This window comes from Flavobacterium crocinum (assembly GCF_003122385.1).
Taxonomy (GTDB): Bacteria; Bacteroidota; Bacteroidia; order Flavobacteriales; family Flavobacteriaceae; genus Flavobacterium; species Flavobacterium crocinum.
In genome coordinates, this window is sequence record NZ_CP029255.1 from 63,902 (window position 1) to 80,993 (window position 17,092).

Sequence of the window (17,092 nt, forward strand, 5' to 3'; positions counted from 1 at the left end):
TAGAAACATAGTTTTCATTGCGCAGAAAAAGGCGTTTCACTTGCATAAAAGCACATAGCTATATCTTGAAACTATGTGTTAGAAACTAGTTTCTTTCTAAATTCTTTTTAGGTAAAAAAAATCTATGTTTCTATGTGTTTAAAACTATTCACAATACAAAATATTCGTTAAGCGAAAATTATAAAATGACAAAACAAAAAGTTTCCTTTTTCTGGTTTAGACGTGATTTACGTTTAGAAGACAATACCGGATTATTTCACGCTTTACAATCCGATTTTCCAGTAATTCCATTATTTATTTTTGATGATGATATTCTGGATAATTTACCAAAAAATGATGCGAGAGTAAGCTTTATCAACGATTCTCTTCAAAAAATAAATACCGAATTAAACACTTTCGGATCCTCCATTTTAATCAAAAAAGGAAAAACTACAGCTGTCTGGAAATCGCTTTTAGAAGAATTTGATATTCAAAATGTATTTTTCAACAAAGATTACGAACCGTTTGCCATCAAACGTGACATTGCCATTTCTTTTCTTTTAAAAGAAAATAATATCGAATCTTTCTCTTTCAAAGATCATGTTATCTTTGAAGAAAAAGAAATCACAAAATCCGACGGACTTCCATATACCGTTTATACTCCGTACAAAAATAAATGGCTAGAAAAATATCATTTTTCAGGTTCAGCTCCAGAATATGATTCTAGTTCGTTGGTATCCAATTTCGCAAAAAATCAATTTAAGTTTCCTGATTTAGCTGAAATTGGTTTTGAAAGAAGTTCAATAAAAGTCCTTCCGCACAACTTAACTCAAATTGCCAATTATAAAGAAACCCGGGATTTTCCCGCTTTAGACAGTACTTCTTATCTTTCTCCTCATTTGCGTTTCGGAACAGTGAGCATTCGTAAACTGGTAAATTGGGCTAACCGAAAAAATCAGACTTTTTTAAGTGAATTGATTTGGAGAGAATTCTTTATTCAGATTCTTTTTAGCTTTCCAAATTGCGTTAATCACAATTTCAAATCGGCTTACGACGGAATTCAATGGCGAAATAACGAAGACGATTTCAAACGCTGGTGCGAAGGAAATACAGGTTACCCAATGGTCGATGCTGGAATGCGACAGCTTAACGAAACGGGTTATATGCACAATCGTGTTCGTATGGTTGTGGCTAGTTTTCTCTGCAAACATTTATTAATTAACTGGCAATGGGGCGAAGCTTATTTTGCAGAAAAATTATTAGATTTTGAACTAGCTTCAAACGTCGGAAACTGGCAATGGGCAGCAGGAACAGGTTGCGATGCTGCGCCTTATTTCAGAGTTTTTAATCCCGAAATCCAACAAAAGAAATTTGATGAAAAAGGCGAATATATCCGCAAATGGATTCCTGAGTTTGATTTTGGTTACGCTGAACCTATGGTTGATCACGCGTTTGCAAGAGATCGCGCGATTGCTACTTATAAGGCGGGAATTTTGAAATAAGTTTTATTTTGTTTCCCGCAGATTTTGCAGATCTGGCAGATTTATACTCATTTTTGTCATCCTGACGAAGGAAGGATCTCCGCAAGAAACTCCGCAATCAAAATCGCCAATCTTTGTAGAGCTACTTGCGAAGATCCTTCCTTCGTCAGGATGACAAACTGGGCGAAAAAAAACCTTTGTCAAAGTTTAAAACTTTGACAAAGGTCTACATTATAAGATTGGAATTTGGACCCGAGCGATAGCGAATAGGCGAAGCAATTTAAAAAATTGGAATTTCCTCAACTAGTATTTCAAATAATTCTCCACTACAATTTTCGCTTTCAAATCGAACATTAAATTATAAAGTCCGAAGAAAGTGCGGTTCATGTAGATGAAATGTTTAGAACCACGATTTCCGTTCATTTTTTTCAAGTTTGTGTCTTCAGAGAAACGTTTTCCTAATTCGGCGATAGCGTTAAAGAAAGTTTCATCGGCAAAATCGAAAGTTTCGTTTTGGAAAGGTCTCGTGAAAAGCGATAACAAATCATGAAACATTTCGGTGAAATATTCTACTTCAGCAGGTGTATCGTCTGGACGAAGAATTTCTAATTCGAACAATTTTTCGTTGAAACGTTTTTCATCTGTAATTACATTTTTATTAATCAGTTCAAAATACGGCGTATAGAAATCATCGGGAATCTGCTTCATACAGCCAAAATCCAATGCTATTAATTGATTTTGATCGTCAACCAAAAAGTTTCCAGGATGCGGATCGGCGTGAACTTTTCGCAAAACGTGAATTTGGTACATATAAAAATCCCAAAGCGCCTGTCCTAATTTATCTCCTGTTTCCTGATCAAAGTTTTTAGCAGTAAATTCAGAAAGATGAATTCCTGTCATCCAATCCATTGTGATGATTTTCTCTGATGAAAACTCTGGATAATAATTCGGAAAAGTAATGTTTTCAATTTTATGACAGGCTTCAACTACTTCCTGGCTTTGTTTTAATTCCAGCAAATAATTGGTTTCTTCAATCAATTTGTCTTCAACCTCTTTAAAATATTTATCTGAATCTTTTCCCTGCAGATTAAACATTCTGATCGCAATTGGCTTAACCAAAGCCAAATCTGAAGAAATACTATTGGCAACACCCGGATATTGAATTTTAACCGCTAGTTTTTTATCATTTTTCTTAGCCAAATGTACCTGACCAATACTCGCTGCATTTACCGAATTCGGATTGAATTCATCGAAGATTTCATAAGGCGTTTTGCCAAAATTGCTTTTAAATGTTTTTAAAACTAAAGGCGCAGAAAGAGGTGGAACAGAAAACTGTGACAACGAAAATTTCTCCACATAAGCCTGAGGCAGGAAGTTCTTGTCCATGCTTAACATCTGCGCCACTTTAAGAGCACTTCCCTTTAAGCTTTTTAGTCCGTCGTAAATATCTTCGGCGTTATTTTCGTTTAGTTTATCCCGGGTCAAATCTGGATTTACAACTTTTTCGGCATAATGCTTAATGTAGTTTACTCCAATTTTTGCTCCGGTTTGAACCAGTTTTCCGGCTCTTTCTATTTTTGAAGTTGGAATATAATCGATTGTTTTCATTATCTGCTGTGTATTTTTTCTTTAAATAGAAATTTTCCAAAATCTATTAAATGATTCATTGGCGCTACATTCATCAATTCAAATGAAGCATTAACCGACTTTTCTATAAAAATATCTGTTTTCTCAAATCCAGCCGATTCGTCTTCCATCCAGAATTTAATCGTCATCATCAATTGTAACCAGGCCGATTCCTGAATGGTTTTTTCCTGAAACTTCTGAAATCTTTCCTGTTCCAATCTGTAATCATCTGTCAGGATCTCTGAAACATAATTTTTAAAGCTTTCGCGAAGTGTAGTCAGCTGCACTAAATTTTTAAGTGGATTTCTGTCGATTTTAAGGGTTTGCAAAACGTAACTTCTGTTTGTCGTTAAAACTTCGAAGAAAGTAAAATAGAAACTCAGCATTTTATTTTTCATATCATATTGCTGATATTCCTCATTCTTCTGAAGCAAACCAACTGTGTTTTCAAAAAACAGTCGGAATATTTCTTTTTCTAAACCCTCTAATGTTCCAAAAAAGGAATAAAACTCAGCTTCAGTAAAATCATTTTCTTTGGCAAAATGATAAACCGATTTTGGTTTTTGTCCTTTTTCTAAAACTTCTTCCATGTATATTGAAACGATGTCATCTTTGGTAATCACCTTTTTTTTAGTCGCCATTTTATTAAAATTTAGAATTTGCCATAAAGGTAAACATTGTTTAAGTACCTTTACTAATCCTTAAACAAGTTAGACTGTTAAATATATTATAAACTATTATGGCTCAAAATGTTCTATTAACGGGCGGAAGCGGATTCATTGGAAAACATTTAACAGATGTTCTTCTTGAAGCTGGATTTACTGTATCTGTTTTGAGCCGTTCTGCCAAAGAAAGTTCTGCTGCCATAACGTATTACAAATGGGATTTAAATAAAAACTACATTGATGAAAATGCAGTTTTAAATGCCGATTATATTATTCATCTTGCCGGCGAAGGAATTGTAGAAAAAAGATGGACGAATAAACGTAAAAGAGCCATTCTGGAAAGCCGTGTAAAACCAATTGATTTAATTCTTTCGGTATTAGAAAAAAACAATAAAAAACTGGAAGCTTTTGTTTCTGCTTCGGCAGTTGGGATTTATGGCGCTGTTACGAGTCATAAAATCTGTACCGAGAATACACCTCCAGCAGATGATTTTCTGGGTACAACCTGTCAAAAATGGGAAAGCGCCGTGGATAAAATCGGCGCTCTAGAGATTAGAACTGTTAAAATAAGAACTGGAATTGTTTTTGGCAAAAATGAAGGTTTTCTAAAAAAACTAACTCCAAGTTTTAAATCTGGTTTCGGTGCCGTTTTAGGCACGGGAAAACAATACCTTCCCTGGATTCATATTGATGATTTATGTAGTATTTATTTAAAAGCTATCGAAGATCCAGAATTAGAAGGACCATATAACGCCTGCATCACTGACAATACCACGAATTCCAGATTTTCTAAGACATTCGCTAAATTGTTTGACTACACTATTTGGTTACCCAAAATTCCTCCTTTCTTTTTAAAAATAGTTTTAGGTGAAATGAGTGAAGCTGTGTTAACAGGACAAAGAGTTTCTTCTGAAAAAATTCAGAAAACAGGTTTCGAATTTCAGTTTACAGATTTAGAAAAAACATTAATTAACTGCTTAAAATAATCTCTTATTTTAAAGTAGCATACATTCCTTCTTCATCATGAATAATTCCCGTCAATTCTGTATTGGCGGTTTGGGAAATTTTCGACGCGATTTTGCTTGGGATTTTGATATTGAAATCGGAAACCGTTATCGGAAAATCTGAAATTACCTGAATTCCTTCGGGAACTCTTTTGATTAAAGCATTTACGACAATTTCTTTCGACTTGCCTTTCATATTCAGTTTTCCTTTAATCTCGTATTTCTTTTCGATTTCATTAATATCTTTTAAATCAAATTTTTCGATCTTACCTTTAAAAACCGCTTTTGGGTAACGGTTGCTTTCTAAATAATTTTCGTTAAAATGCTCCTGCATTAAATCTAATTTAAACCGGAAATCTTTGATCATAACAGTACAAACAAAAGTGCTGGTTTTAGGCTCCAAAAGAATTATAACCTGTCTGTTTACTGCTTTTATCTCTTCAAATAAAGGAACGGAAGCTTCAAAATTTACAGTTCCCGTGTTGGTAAAAAATCTGTCCTGGGCGAGTACAGTAAAAGCAGTTAAAAGTAAAAATAATAAGGTAGTTGTTTTCATAATCGTCTGCATTTAAACAATTATGTCATTCAATTTGTCTTGGTTAACAGAAGGTAAAAAAATTAGATTCCGACTAATCTGGAAAAATCGAACGGCAATACTCCGTGAATAAATTTCGTAACCCTAATGATTACACTTAAAGTTACGAAATTTATGCCTGAAAAGTTCTCTGGCTAATGCTAAATATTTGTGAATATTTTTAACCTAAAAATGCCTTTAGTCGATGTAAAATGTATTTAAACCACATTTTCAACTTCTGTACAAATTTCAATCAAAAAACCGTTCAAATCTCTGGCGTAAGCAACAACTTGTCCCCATGGTTTTTCTACCGGTTCTGAAACAATTACAGCTCCAAAAGAAGTGGCTTTTTGTAAAACTTCGGGAACATTATCTACAATAAATCCTATTTCTATAGCAAAGGGTTTGTCTTCTAAACTGCTTTCTATAAAACCATCAGCGAGATTTTGAGATGCCAGACTTTTTGTGGCGAATGCCAGTGCGGTTGCACCTGTATTTAATTCTGCATAATCGTGATCAGGACTTATAAATTTCCTGTGAAACCCAAATGCGTTTTCGTAAAATGCTACTGATTCTTCTACATCTTCAACGTATAATATTGTATATCCAAACTTTATCATAATTTCTCTATTTAATGTGTTTGAATTAAATATAAGAAATTTAACTGATTTCTAAAAGAACATTATACTTTTCTAAACTCGCCAGATCTTCAATTGAATTGATATTAGTCAGTTTTTCGTGTTCTTCTACTTCTTTGCGAACTTCAATATGTTTGATGGCTTTTCTAAAACGGCGTACTTCTTCCAGATTGGATAAAATTAATCCCGGCACCTGGACACTTTTTCCTTCTTTGTCTTTGGCAACCATTGTAAAATAAGAGGAATTACAATGTTTGATTGCTCCGGTTTGAATATTTTCTGCTTCAACACGAATTCCAACAATCATTGAGCTTCTTCCCACATAATTTACAGAAGCTTTCATGGTTACCAATTCACCAACTTCAATTGGTTTCAGGAAATTTACCGTATCAACCGAAGCCGTTACACAATAATTACCACTAAATTTTGATGCCGAAGCAAATGCAATCTGATCTAACAATTGTAAAATATATCCTCCGTGAATTTTACCGCTAAAATTGGTATGCGAAGGAAGCATTAATTCTGATATACTAATTTTTGATGAAGAAACGGGTTTAAAATCTGTAGTCATGCTTTTTGTTTTTAGGAATGGTTAGTTTTTTTAAACACATAGAAACATAGATTTTCATTTTTATTGAAAAGATTAGAAGAAAGAAACTAGTTTCTCACACATAGCTATGTGTATTTATGTGAGTGAAACGCCTTTTTAATAGTGTTACAAAACCTATGTTTCTATGTGTTTAAATATTTTTAATTTAATAATTCATTTTCATCTGAATTTAAAGCTCTTGAAATAATGTTTTCCGGAAGTGATTTCTTGGCTTTTGCTCCCATTTTTTTGAGTCTTTCGACACTTGTAATCAGGTTTCCTTTTCCTTCGACCAGTTTATTCATCGCGCTTTCGTATTCTGTTTTCGTATCTTTTATTTTATTTCCGATTCGAACTAAATCGGAAACAAAACCTTCAAATTTATCATAAAGTGCTCCTGCCTGTCTTGCAATCTCAAATGCATTTTCCTGTTGTTTTTGATTTGTCCACATACTGTCGATTGTTCTTAAAGTCGCCAGCAATGTGCTTGGCGTGACAATCACAATATTTCGGTCGAAAGCTTTTGTGTACAAAGCAGGATCTTCGTTTAAAGCAATTGCAAAAGCAGGTTCCATCGGAATAAACAACAACACAAAATCCGGACTTTCCATTTGATATAAATCGTGGTAATTTTTACTGCCAAGCTGTTCCACATGTCTTCTTATCGAATTAACATGTTCTTTTAAAAATTCAATTTTGAAAATTTCCGATTCCTCGTTAATCCATTTTTCATAGGCAGCAAGTGATACTTTTGAATCTACAATCATTTTCTTACCGTCCGGAAGATTAATAACAACATCGGGAAGAACACGATTTCCTTCGCTATTGGTAAAACTCTGCTGTACTTCGTATTCTCTTCCTTTTTCTAAACCCGATTTTTCCAGAACGCGTTCTAAAACCAACTCGCCCCAATTTCCCTGCATTTTATTGTCGCCTTTTAATGCTTTGGTCAGGTTTAAGGTTTCTTTGCTCATTTGGGCATTCATTTCACTTAAACCCAAAATCTGTTGACGTAATGCGGCGTGGTAATCGATGCTTTCTTTATGCGTCTGATCTACTTTTTGTTCGAAAATGTGAATTTTATCCTGAAGCGGCAACAGAATACTTTTCATATTCTCGCTATTCTGTTCGGTAAACTTTGCTGATTTTTCTTCTAAGATTTTATTAGCAAGATTTTCAAATTCCTTGGTAAACTTTTCCTGAAGTTCGTTGATTTCGCTTTTTTGTTCTTTATGGCGTTCCCATAAATTTTCAAAATCAACTTCTTTTTTAGAAAGCTGAATCGCTAAACTGTCTTTTTCTGTTCGAATACTTTCCTTTTCTGAAATATGCAATTGTAATTGTCTCTGAAAATTATTTTTTTCATTTTCAAATTGGTCTTTCTGCATTTGCAATTGCGCATTTAAAGCATTCAATCTTTCTTCAAAAATGCCCTTTTCTGAATGATTTTTTGAGTTCGAAAGTACCTTTCCTAAGTACAAACCGATAAATAGCGCTACAACAAAACCCAATAAAAATGGTAGATAATCAGACATAACTAAGTTTATTTTACGTAAAAGTACGCAATAATACGTAGTTCATAGTTTTAAAAATAGAAATTTCACGAATTCATAATCAATCCAAACTAAACCAACATTTTAGTTAGAAGAAAAAAAATAAAAAAAAATTCTGCCTTTACGCAACCTTTTTTTAAAAGTACTATCTACAAGATATAAACCTATTAAAATAAATTATGAAAAAATTAATGCTGAGCTTATTTGTAGCTTTTGGATTTAGTGCCTGTTCACTTGATAATGGAAACAACTCAACTATAGAATGTGGTACGTTTAATGATCTTGAATTCACCGGATTTCCATTTTCATGTAATTACACTATAAAAACACCTCCTCCAACTGCAGCTGTTGCTGTAATTGCTTCTCAGGAAAAAATGGATAATTTATTTACCAAAACCAGCAATAGTTGTTCTGTTGCAAGTGATCCTAATATCGATTTTACTAAAAACTATTTAGTTGGAATTTTTGCAGGTACAAAACCAACTAATGGATATGCTATTAAAATTACTTCTATTGTAATGAATGGTTGTCAGGTAGTGGTTAATTACTATGAAAAATCTCCTGCAACTGGTGAAACCGTAACTCAGACTCCAACAAACCCTTATGATTTTGTTTTAATTCCAAAAACAGAGAAAGGATTTATTTTTAATAAAACAAACGAAAATCCTGACAACATTGTAATTGGAAGTTATTATAATCAATGTGCAGGATCAGATTGTCAAAAATTCTATCAGATCAATGATTACAATACTTTAAAATTCTTAAATGTAGTTGGTGGACAATATGATTTTGGTCAATACAAATACACTCCAACTATTAAAAGAGGAGAATACACTTTACTTTTAAAAACAGTTCCTGCTGAAATTTTAGCATTAAAAGGACAAACTAAAATATACGGTTCTCCGGATGCAGCAGATCAGGGTGGTGTTTATTTTGAATTACGTCAAGGTGCATCTGTAACTAAAGTTTACATTGACAACAACGACACTGAAGATCAAAGTACTGAAATAAAAGCTTTCAAGAAAGTTATTCAGGATAAAATCACAAGCTTAAAATAATTCAATTATGAAACACCTTTTTGTATCTTTTGCGGCCTTTTTTCTTTTTGCCAGTTTTTACTCAGCGGATGCTTCTAAAGTATATTCAGGCTCTATTGTCAACACATGGATTTGGGAGAAATCTATGGGAGGATCCACGAATCCTTATCTTGCAACACCAAAAACTATTGGTTTTACCAAGAAAGTAATCTTTACTCCTAACGGAAGAGTGATTACTTATAAAAACAATATCGAAATTAGAAACAGCCCCTATCAGATAGAAAAAGGAATAGGTTATACAGACAAAGCTGAACATGACTTAGTGACCTTTGAAGGCAAGACTTATGTAATAGAAAACCTTGATAATCAAAACCTAACGATTGTAAGCAACAATCAGGATGGTTCCAGAACTATATTCAAAAGATAGTTTTGTAAGCTATTTAAAACTATTTTTGCAAAATCAAATTTGAACCATTTCTTGAAAGACGAGTTAGAAAAATACATTAAACTGTGCATGAAAAATGACAGAGAGGGACAACTGAAAATTTATCAGTTGTTCTCTCCTGTTTTGTATGGTATCTGTTTGAAGTATATGAAAAATGAAGATGATGCTAAAGATGTTTTTCAGGAAGCTTTTGTAATTGTATTTCAAAAAATAAGTCAATATAAATTTGAAGGAAGTTTTGAAGGATGGCTCAAACGAATATTCATCAATAAACTCATAGAGACTTTAAATAAAAAGAAAAAGGAGAGTTTCTTTTTAGATGTTTTTGATCCCGACACCGATTTTATCGAAGAAGAGGAATTGGAAGTGATTCCGATGGAACAGGAAAAGCTTCTAGAGTATATTCGGGATTTACCAGATCAATACAGGACCGTTTTTAACTTGTATGTTTTTGAAAAAATGAAACACAAAGAAATAGCCGAACTATTAAAAATCTCCGAAGGAACATCAAAATCAAATTTAAATCGCGCCAAACAGATTTTACAAAAGCGAATTTTGAGCATAAAAAATTTTAAGACAGCATGAAGAAGCATAAAATAGAAGATATTTTTTCATCAATGGAAGACTTTTCGAGTGTTCCGCCTCCAGAATTGTGGGCACAAATTGAGGAAAAATTAGATAAACCTAAAAAGAAGAAGAGAGCTATTCTTTGGTGGTCGGCTGCTGCATGCTTATTTTTGGGGTTGCTTCTGCCTTCAATTTTACATTTTACTTCTCTTGATAATAAAAACTTTAATACAAACGGTTCTGATACAAACAGTGTAGTTTTGGAAGAAAAAGCAAAGGATTCTTCTAAAAACAATAATACTGGAAAAAATGAAAATACGAATGAAACAAAAGACGCTCTAAAAAATGTTTCACCATCTGAAAAACAATTAAATAGTTCTGATACAAAAGGAATTCAAGAACAAGAAACGGCTGTTGCAGTTAGCAATTCTAAAAACAAAACCAGCAAAACTGGTTCAGAATCTAAGATGCAGATGCCAAATAGTGCAAACACACCAAATCAATCACTTGCGATTCAGAATTACAATACTTCTGAGGATAAATCTAAAACTGCCTCTTCTAAAAAATCTATTTTAGGGAATAGTAAACAAACCAATATCAAAGGAATTTCAGAAGAACGAATTGTTTTTGGAAAAGAAAACAAATTTAATGCTAATGCTAAAAAACAGCTTTCTAATTCTATTTTTGAAGATTTATCCGGTGTAAAAAACAATAGCAATATAGCTTTCTTGAAACAAAATAATGAGACCATTAATTCTGGGGTTAAACAAAATTCTGTAAAAACACAAAATGAAAATACCTCAACAGAGTTAGCATATAAAAGCAATGCTAAAGAAAATTCTAAATTTAACAGCAATTCTTTAAGCAAAGTAGATTCTATGCAACTGGCAGAACTTCAAAATCTGGAAAAAGGCATTTTGACTCCTGAAGCTAAAAAGGAAGAAAAAGAGAAAAAAGATAAACTAATCGACAAAAAAGAAAAATGGGCTGTAGCTGTTTTTGCCGGTGTTGCAAGTTCTGAAAATACCAAAAACGAAAAAACACTTGGCAATACGGTAGATTCTAAACAATCTAATTCTTATGGCGTTAGAACAAAATACAACATCAATAAAAAATGGGCTGTAGGTTCTGGGCTAAAAATTAATGAATTGGGGCAAAGTGTTGCGCATGTCTCTTATGTAAGTGCAAAAAGCAATGCACTTTTTATTCCTGGCGTAGCTGCTTCAAATGTAGCATCCTCACCTGTAGTAAGCAATAATGCAGATTATCTTTTTGTTTCTAACAGCACTAAAGAAGCTTTAAAAAATGATAACAGCATACAAACCGGAAAATTGGATCAAAACCTTCGATACATCGAAATGCCTCTTGAGGTTTCTTATTCTGTTTTCAATAGAAACAAAGCCAGCATTAATTTGAATACCGGAGGATTTGTAGGGAAACTAATTTCAAACAATGTAGCTCTGGACGGACAATCAATTGGACAAAATGTGAGTGCAAATGATTACGTTTATGGTTCAACTTTGAGTAGTACGGTTCAGTATCGCGTTTACAAAAAAACCAATGTATTTGTAGAACCAGCAATGAATTACTATATCAATCCGTTAAACAGTCAGTCTTTCAATCAGTTTCAATGGGGATTAAATTTTGGTTTAAATGTTTCATTCTAATCTAAGTTTGTAGTAATTTTCAGAAAATACATTTACCTTTTTTCATGAATTTAGATACTGATTTAAAATCAATATTTCCAACTGATCTATTATTAGCCCAAAAAAACCTTTTTGATAAAGCCAAGTTTCAATTAACAGCAGTTAAAAAAGAAAATGAAAGCCCGGAATACAGCGCTTATCGTTTTTTATTAAATGAAAAGAAAATCTGTTACAGAGAAGCTAAAATAACTCCGACCAAAACCGGACAGTTTGTTACTTTATGGAAACGAAATCAAGCCGGAATTACAGCACCTTTTGACTATTGTGATGCAATTGATTTTGTCATTGTTAGTGTTAGAAAAGATCAGAATTGGGGATTATTTATTTTTCCTAAAAAGGTATTGTTAGAAAAAGGTATTTTTTCTACTCAAAACAAAGAAGGAATCCGGGCAACAAGAGTTTATCCGCCATGGGATGAAACTACAAGTAAACAAGCCCAAAAAACTCAAAAATGGCAATTAAATTATTTTATACAGCTTACTAATTCAAATGAAATTGATTTCGATCAATTTAGAAAATTCTTCGCATAGATTTTCAATGAAAAAGGCTTCCAGATTCGGAAGCCTTTTTTTATTTAGAAAAACATCATTTAGTTTTTGATGATCTTATCTTTAAAAATCACTTTATTATTTTCACTAACGGTATAGAAGTAAACTCCTGAAGCCAGATTGTTAACAGAAACAGTCGCTGTACTAATTTCAGACTCATTTTTAACACTTATAGGATCTCCAATGGCGCGTCCGTTAAAATCATACAATCTAATTTGCAGATCTCTGTCTTGTGTCGTTTTTACATCAAAACTTAAAACATCTCTTGTTGGGTTTGGATACGCTTTTACATAGTATTTGTTTTTTCCAAAATCTGGAGTAGAAAGCACATCTTGTTTCAATTCGAAACGTGCAATTACAGGTGCATGATCTGAAGTTGTGCTTGTATAATTTGCAATGTCATTTCTTGGATCATAAACTTGAATCGAATTAGTAATATATTGATCTGACAATTCATTAGAAACAATGATATGATCTAAGAAACTAGGTGGAGTAAAATTTAAATAAGTAACAGCACCTAAGTGGCTAATGCCTAATGTCAATGGATTATAATTTGTAGTATCCTCCACATATTTTTCATATGACGAAGGTGTACTTGCATTTCCTACCCACGCTTTTACATCATCATTTAGATCTCCTAACAGAATTAAATTTGAGTCTGCATATTGAGAATCTAAAGCATCTTTTAAATATTCAACATCATATTTACGTTGGTTATATTCTTTTATACTTGTACCGCTATTGGCACGGGCATGAAGATCGATCAAAGTAATGTCTTTTTTAAATCCTCCAATATTAGTTTCTAATTCCACTACATAAGGCAAACGTCCTGATGAGAAAAAACTGTTATCATTCACTTCAGGAGTATCAGTACCAGGATAATTAGGCAAAACTAAAGTATTGTCTAGAACTTGATCATAAATTTCTTTAAACAATACTTTTGTGCTTTTTACAGAAGTTGTTTTCGTATTATAAAGCACAACTAATTTCTGAGGCGGAAACTTTGGATCAGGAAGTCTCCATGAATAAGACCATGAAGAACAAATTACTTTATCAAAAGTTTTTCCGTTCACATTTATTTTTTGAATTAAAACATCAATGGAAGGATCATCTGAAACTTCTTGAAGAGCATAAACATCTGCATTCAATTTATTCATCACTTTGGCTACATTCTCAATTTGTAATGGATCATTTACTGGACCAAATTCTTGTCCATTACTTCCCACTACATCTGTCCCAAAAAACGACACATTATAAGTCACTACATCAAAAGTATCAGCTTTAAGCCAAGAAGTACCAGTAAATGATCCTATTTGTTTATTTAATGAAGTTCCTATAATGGTTAACACACCAGAAATTGTAGGTTCTTTTGTTGTAGGTGCAAATCTTGCATAAACCGTTTTTCCTGCAAATGCATCTACCGAAGAAACCACAACATTTGATCCAAATGAAATATTATCCAATGATAATTGATACGAAGCCGGAGCCTGAATCGTAATATCGTCATAACCTGCTGCTGTAAAAACAAAAGACTGGCTTGCTGAGAACGAATTTGGACTTACATCTGCAAAATCTAAAATTGGATTTGAGTCTACATATTTCGTTTCATTGGTAATGGCAAAATCATCAAAAGACCATTCTGCCGCATTGCCACTTCCACCAGAAGCTGTTTCATAAACCCAAGCTAAATAAATAGGGCTTGTTTTATAAGCGGTTAAATTTATGTATTCAGACTTTATATAGGTTTCTTTAATTATTGGAAAACGTCCATCAATCTGTGTCCACGTTGCTGTATTAGGGGCACTTACGCCATCATAATCTGTAGAAACCATTAACTTTAAAGAGGGACCATCATAATATTGACGAGAATAAAAAGACAACAATGGGATATCTGTAAAACTATCCAAACGTAATTTTGGAGAAATTAACCAATCTTTACTCGCTCCAGAATCTGAAAAACCATTCACAAGAACCGCACCTGTTCCTGAATTTATATTTCTTGCTTGAGTCGTGTGAGACCATTTGTTTGTTGGTCCAGCTTCATTGTATTGCGTCCATACATTTTTTAAAAGAACATTTGGATCATCAAAGTTTTGTACAAAAGGATTTATTCCATAAGCTGTTACAGTAACTGTTTTTGTTGTACCTCCAGCAGTTTGATGAGTGATTGAACCTGTAAAACTGCCAATTGCAGCTGGAGTATATTTTACATAAACTGTTGGCGTTGCATTAGAAGCAAAGTCAGCAGGAATGAATGTTAAAGAAGAAGAGAATGTACTCTTATCTTTTGAAATTAAAAAATCAGATTGAGCAGTAACCAGAACATTCCCTGTAAGATTTGAAGCGCTTATCTGATAACTTCTAATTACAGATTCATAATTAGGTTCAAAGCCACCTAAATTTAATTCATCAACTGTTGCAGATAAAGCTGGTGGAATAACACTTAATGTTGTAACGTCAACCTTATTTACTACTGTTTGAATATTCCCAAGCTGATCTTCTGAAACAGAAAAAACAGAATAAGTTGTGCCTAAGCTTAAATTTGTAAAAGTTTTTACATACTCCAAAGATGCATTTGTAATATCTAAAACTCCTGATTGTAAAGCTGAAACTCCATTTGAATCCTGACCCGCTTTTATTTGTGTAATTGATGGTTCTGCACTTCCACCAGGTAATAGTACGAAATACGTTTTTCCAATTTCGTTTATTTTATTGATGAAATCAAAACCTTGTGCCAAGATATTATCTGTTTTTGGATAACCAGAAACATTAACCGGTGGATCTTGATCATTCACTTCATCTATCTCAATATTGTCAATTGCAAATGATGGACGCTGACCACCGCCTGAAACTTGTCTTGATATCCAACGTATTTGTACTACATCTTGATTATCACATTCTGAAGGCAACGTAATTTTTCTTAGTTGAGAATCTACTGGTGTAGTAACATTACCTGTCTGATTTTGAGAACTATTACGATATGCTGTTGCTGATAAAGAAATAAAGTTTCCCGTTGTCCCAACTCTATACTGTAGAATTACTTCGTTGGTTCTAGTGTCATTAGTACCAACAGGATTTCTAATAGCCATAATATCATACTTAACTTGTATCCCAGTTTTTCCAGTACTTGAAAAAGCAAAACCAATTGTAAGATTAAGATTTGTAGTATTTAAAAAACCTAATTTACCATCATAATTATAAAAGCCTCCTGAATTAGTATTTGCTCCTCTGCCAGCAAGTATAGTATTATAATCTGTAAAAGTTGAAGAAGTTAGATATTGTGTTTCTGCTGCAACATTACCTCCTAAAGTCCATCCTTGAAATCCAGCAGGAAATTCTGTAGAAGTAGCTTCCCAAGTGTCAAAATATTGTTTAACAGGTAAAGATTGCTTTGTTGGCATCGTCTGGGCAAAAAGATTTCCAGAAACACAGCCAAACAAACATATTAAAGCCCAAAAAAGGCGTGATAAGTAAAGTTTTTTCATACGTTAAATAATAGAGTTTTTAGAAGTCAAATTTATCTCCTTTAAAGTTAAGCCAATATTATAAAACCATAAACTTAATGTTCGATTTTTTATAAATATTATACAATAAACTTCAAGATTACTTTAAAGATAATAAAATAAAAACAACAAAAAACAAAATATTCAAAACATAATTCAAAACATGCCTATCTTGATTTCTTTTTTACAAACACCATGTTTCCTACAAATCATGAGGTTTTAATAACAAAAAAAGCAGCAAACTTTCGCTTACTGCTTCTCCATTAGTCATGCAATTTTCAAAAATATTATACTGCTGTATAACCACCGTTTTCGGCTATAATATAACTTCCTGTTGTAAATGATGATTTATCAGAGTTTAAGAAAACTACTAACTCTGCAATTTCTTCTGCAGTTCCTAAACGGTTCATTGCAGATTTTGCTGCAACGGCATTCATCATATCTTTATTTAAATTATCTTTTAAAAGCGCTGTTTCAATATAACCAGGTCCAACAGCATTACAACGAATGTTTTTCTGAGCATATTCAACTGCAATATTTTTAGTTAAACCAACTACACCGTGTTTACTTGCTGTGTAAGCTACGCTATTTGGTGCGGCAACTTGTCCGTGAATAGAGGCAATATTAACAATACTTCCTCCCCCATTTTTTTCCATTTGTTCCAATTGATAACGACAAGCGTAAAAAACACCACTTAAATTTAACGCAATCACTTTATCCCATGCTTCCGGTTCATATTCTCCAGTTGGTTTTGCAGGTCCGCCCATTCCGGCATTGTTGCAGGCAATATCCAATCGGCCGTATTTTGAAACCGTAACCTCAACCATACGTTTGTTATCACTTGCGCTGGACGAATCCCCTTTTACGAAAAAAGCTTCTCCGTCCTTTTCTTTTATAATTTTTACGGTTTCTTCACCGTGCTCTACATTTATATCAGATACTACTACTTTTGCTCCTTCTCGGGCGTAAGCTTCTGCCACTGCGCGTCCAATTCCTGAACCACCGCCAGATACAAAAGCTACTTTATTTTCTAAAAGTGCCATTTTATATATGTTTTTAAATTGATACCTTAAATTTACGAAGATATCCCAGCATATTCAAGGTTTTACAGGAGTTTACAATAAGATTAACGCTTAGCGCTAATGTTATGTTATTTGACACTAAAATGAGTTTTATT

At 33.1% G+C, this 17,092-nt stretch carries 15 protein-coding genes; 7 read left to right on the forward strand and 8 right to left on the reverse strand.

The genetic code is table 11. The features are described 5' to 3' along the window. Positions 1-185 precede the first annotated feature (185 nt). Entirely contained in the window at positions 186-1,481 is a 1,296-nt protein-coding gene (locus HYN56_RS00340) for a cryptochrome/photolyase family protein (protein WP_109194683.1), read from the forward strand. A gap of 282 nt (positions 1,482-1,763) precedes the next feature. Here HYN56_RS00340 and HYN56_RS00345 read toward each other — a convergent pair whose 3' ends face one another. Together HYN56_RS00345 and HYN56_RS00350 are read right to left on the reverse strand one after the other, a co-directional pair. Beyond that, on the reverse strand, positions 1,764-3,068 hold the full coding sequence (locus tag HYN56_RS00345) for an ABC1 kinase family protein (protein ID WP_109190374.1): 1,305 nt from the start codon (positions 3,066-3,068) through the stop codon (positions 1,764-1,766). Continuing rightward, positions 3,068-3,727, reverse strand: a complete 660-nt coding sequence (locus tag HYN56_RS00350; RefSeq protein ID WP_109190375.1) for a TetR family transcriptional regulator C-terminal domain-containing protein — start codon at positions 3,725-3,727, stop codon at positions 3,068-3,070. Before HYN56_RS00350 ends, HYN56_RS00345 begins: the two co-directional genes overlap by 1 nt. Positions 3,728-3,825: 98 nt before the next feature. On the opposite strand from HYN56_RS00350, the gene HYN56_RS00355 reads away from it, so the two are divergent. Continuing rightward, entirely contained in the window at positions 3,826-4,737 is a 912-nt protein-coding gene (locus HYN56_RS00355; protein WP_109190376.1) for a TIGR01777 family oxidoreductase, read from the forward strand. Positions 4,738-4,741: 4 nt separating this feature from the next. Here the strand turns inward: HYN56_RS00355 and HYN56_RS00360 are convergent, their stop codons facing one another. The 4 genes from HYN56_RS00360 to rmuC all read right to left on the reverse strand — a co-directional run bounded on the left by HYN56_RS00360 (position 4,742) and on the right by rmuC (position 8,091). Further along, complete coding sequence (locus HYN56_RS00360) at positions 4,742-5,311, reverse strand: YceI family protein (RefSeq protein WP_167398255.1); 570 nt, start codon at positions 5,309-5,311, stop codon at positions 4,742-4,744. 236 nt (positions 5,312-5,547) lie between these two features. After that, positions 5,548-5,949, reverse strand: coding sequence for a VOC family protein (locus HYN56_RS00365; RefSeq protein ID WP_109190378.1), 402 nt, complete (start codon positions 5,947-5,949; stop codon positions 5,548-5,550). A gap of 40 nt (positions 5,950-5,989) precedes the next feature. Beyond that, positions 5,990-6,538 carry an acyl-CoA thioesterase gene (locus HYN56_RS00370; RefSeq protein WP_109190379.1) on the reverse strand — a complete coding sequence of 183 codons (549 nt, stop codon included), beginning with the start codon at positions 6,536-6,538 and terminating at the stop codon, positions 5,990-5,992. Between the two features lie 179 nt (positions 6,539-6,717). Beyond that, entirely contained in the window at positions 6,718-8,091 is a 1,374-nt protein-coding gene (gene rmuC, locus HYN56_RS00375) for a DNA recombination protein RmuC (RefSeq protein ID WP_109190380.1), read from the reverse strand. Between the two features lie 197 nt (positions 8,092-8,288). Here rmuC and HYN56_RS00380 point away from each other — a divergent pair, with 197 nt between their 5' ends. From HYN56_RS00380 to HYN56_RS00400, 5 genes are read left to right on the forward strand one after another with little or no spacing between them, the layout of a single operon-like run. Continuing rightward, entirely contained in the window at positions 8,289-9,167 is an 879-nt protein-coding gene (locus HYN56_RS00380) for a protease complex subunit PrcB family protein (RefSeq protein ID WP_109190381.1), read from the forward strand. Positions 9,168-9,174: 7 nt separating this feature from the next. Next, on the forward strand, positions 9,175-9,573 hold the full coding sequence (locus tag HYN56_RS00385) for a hypothetical protein (RefSeq protein ID WP_109190382.1): 399 nt from the start codon (positions 9,175-9,177) through the stop codon (positions 9,571-9,573). Positions 9,574-9,624: 51 nt separating this feature from the next. Next, positions 9,625-10,176, forward strand: coding sequence for an RNA polymerase sigma factor (locus HYN56_RS00390; protein WP_109190383.1), 552 nt, complete (start codon positions 9,625-9,627; stop codon positions 10,174-10,176). Next, on the forward strand, positions 10,173-11,825 hold the full coding sequence (locus HYN56_RS00395; protein ID WP_109190384.1) for a hypothetical protein: 1,653 nt from the start codon (positions 10,173-10,175) through the stop codon (positions 11,823-11,825). Before HYN56_RS00390 ends, HYN56_RS00395 begins: the two co-directional genes overlap by 4 nt. 44 nt (positions 11,826-11,869) lie before the next feature. Further along, a complete protein-coding gene (locus tag HYN56_RS00400) occupies positions 11,870-12,394 on the forward strand; it encodes a MepB family protein (RefSeq protein WP_109190385.1) in 525 nt (174 codons plus the stop codon). A gap of 59 nt (positions 12,395-12,453) precedes the next feature. Here HYN56_RS00400 and HYN56_RS00405 read toward each other — a convergent pair whose 3' ends face one another. Together HYN56_RS00405 and HYN56_RS00410 are read right to left on the reverse strand one after the other, a co-directional pair. Then, positions 12,454-15,897, reverse strand: coding sequence for a T9SS-dependent choice-of-anchor J family protein (locus HYN56_RS00405; RefSeq protein WP_109190386.1), 3,444 nt, complete (start codon positions 15,895-15,897; stop codon positions 12,454-12,456). 305 nt (positions 15,898-16,202) lie between these two features. Continuing rightward, positions 16,203-16,958, reverse strand: a complete 756-nt coding sequence (locus HYN56_RS00410; protein ID WP_109190387.1) for an SDR family NAD(P)-dependent oxidoreductase — start codon at positions 16,956-16,958, stop codon at positions 16,203-16,205. Between the last annotated feature and the right edge of the window lie 134 nt (positions 16,959-17,092).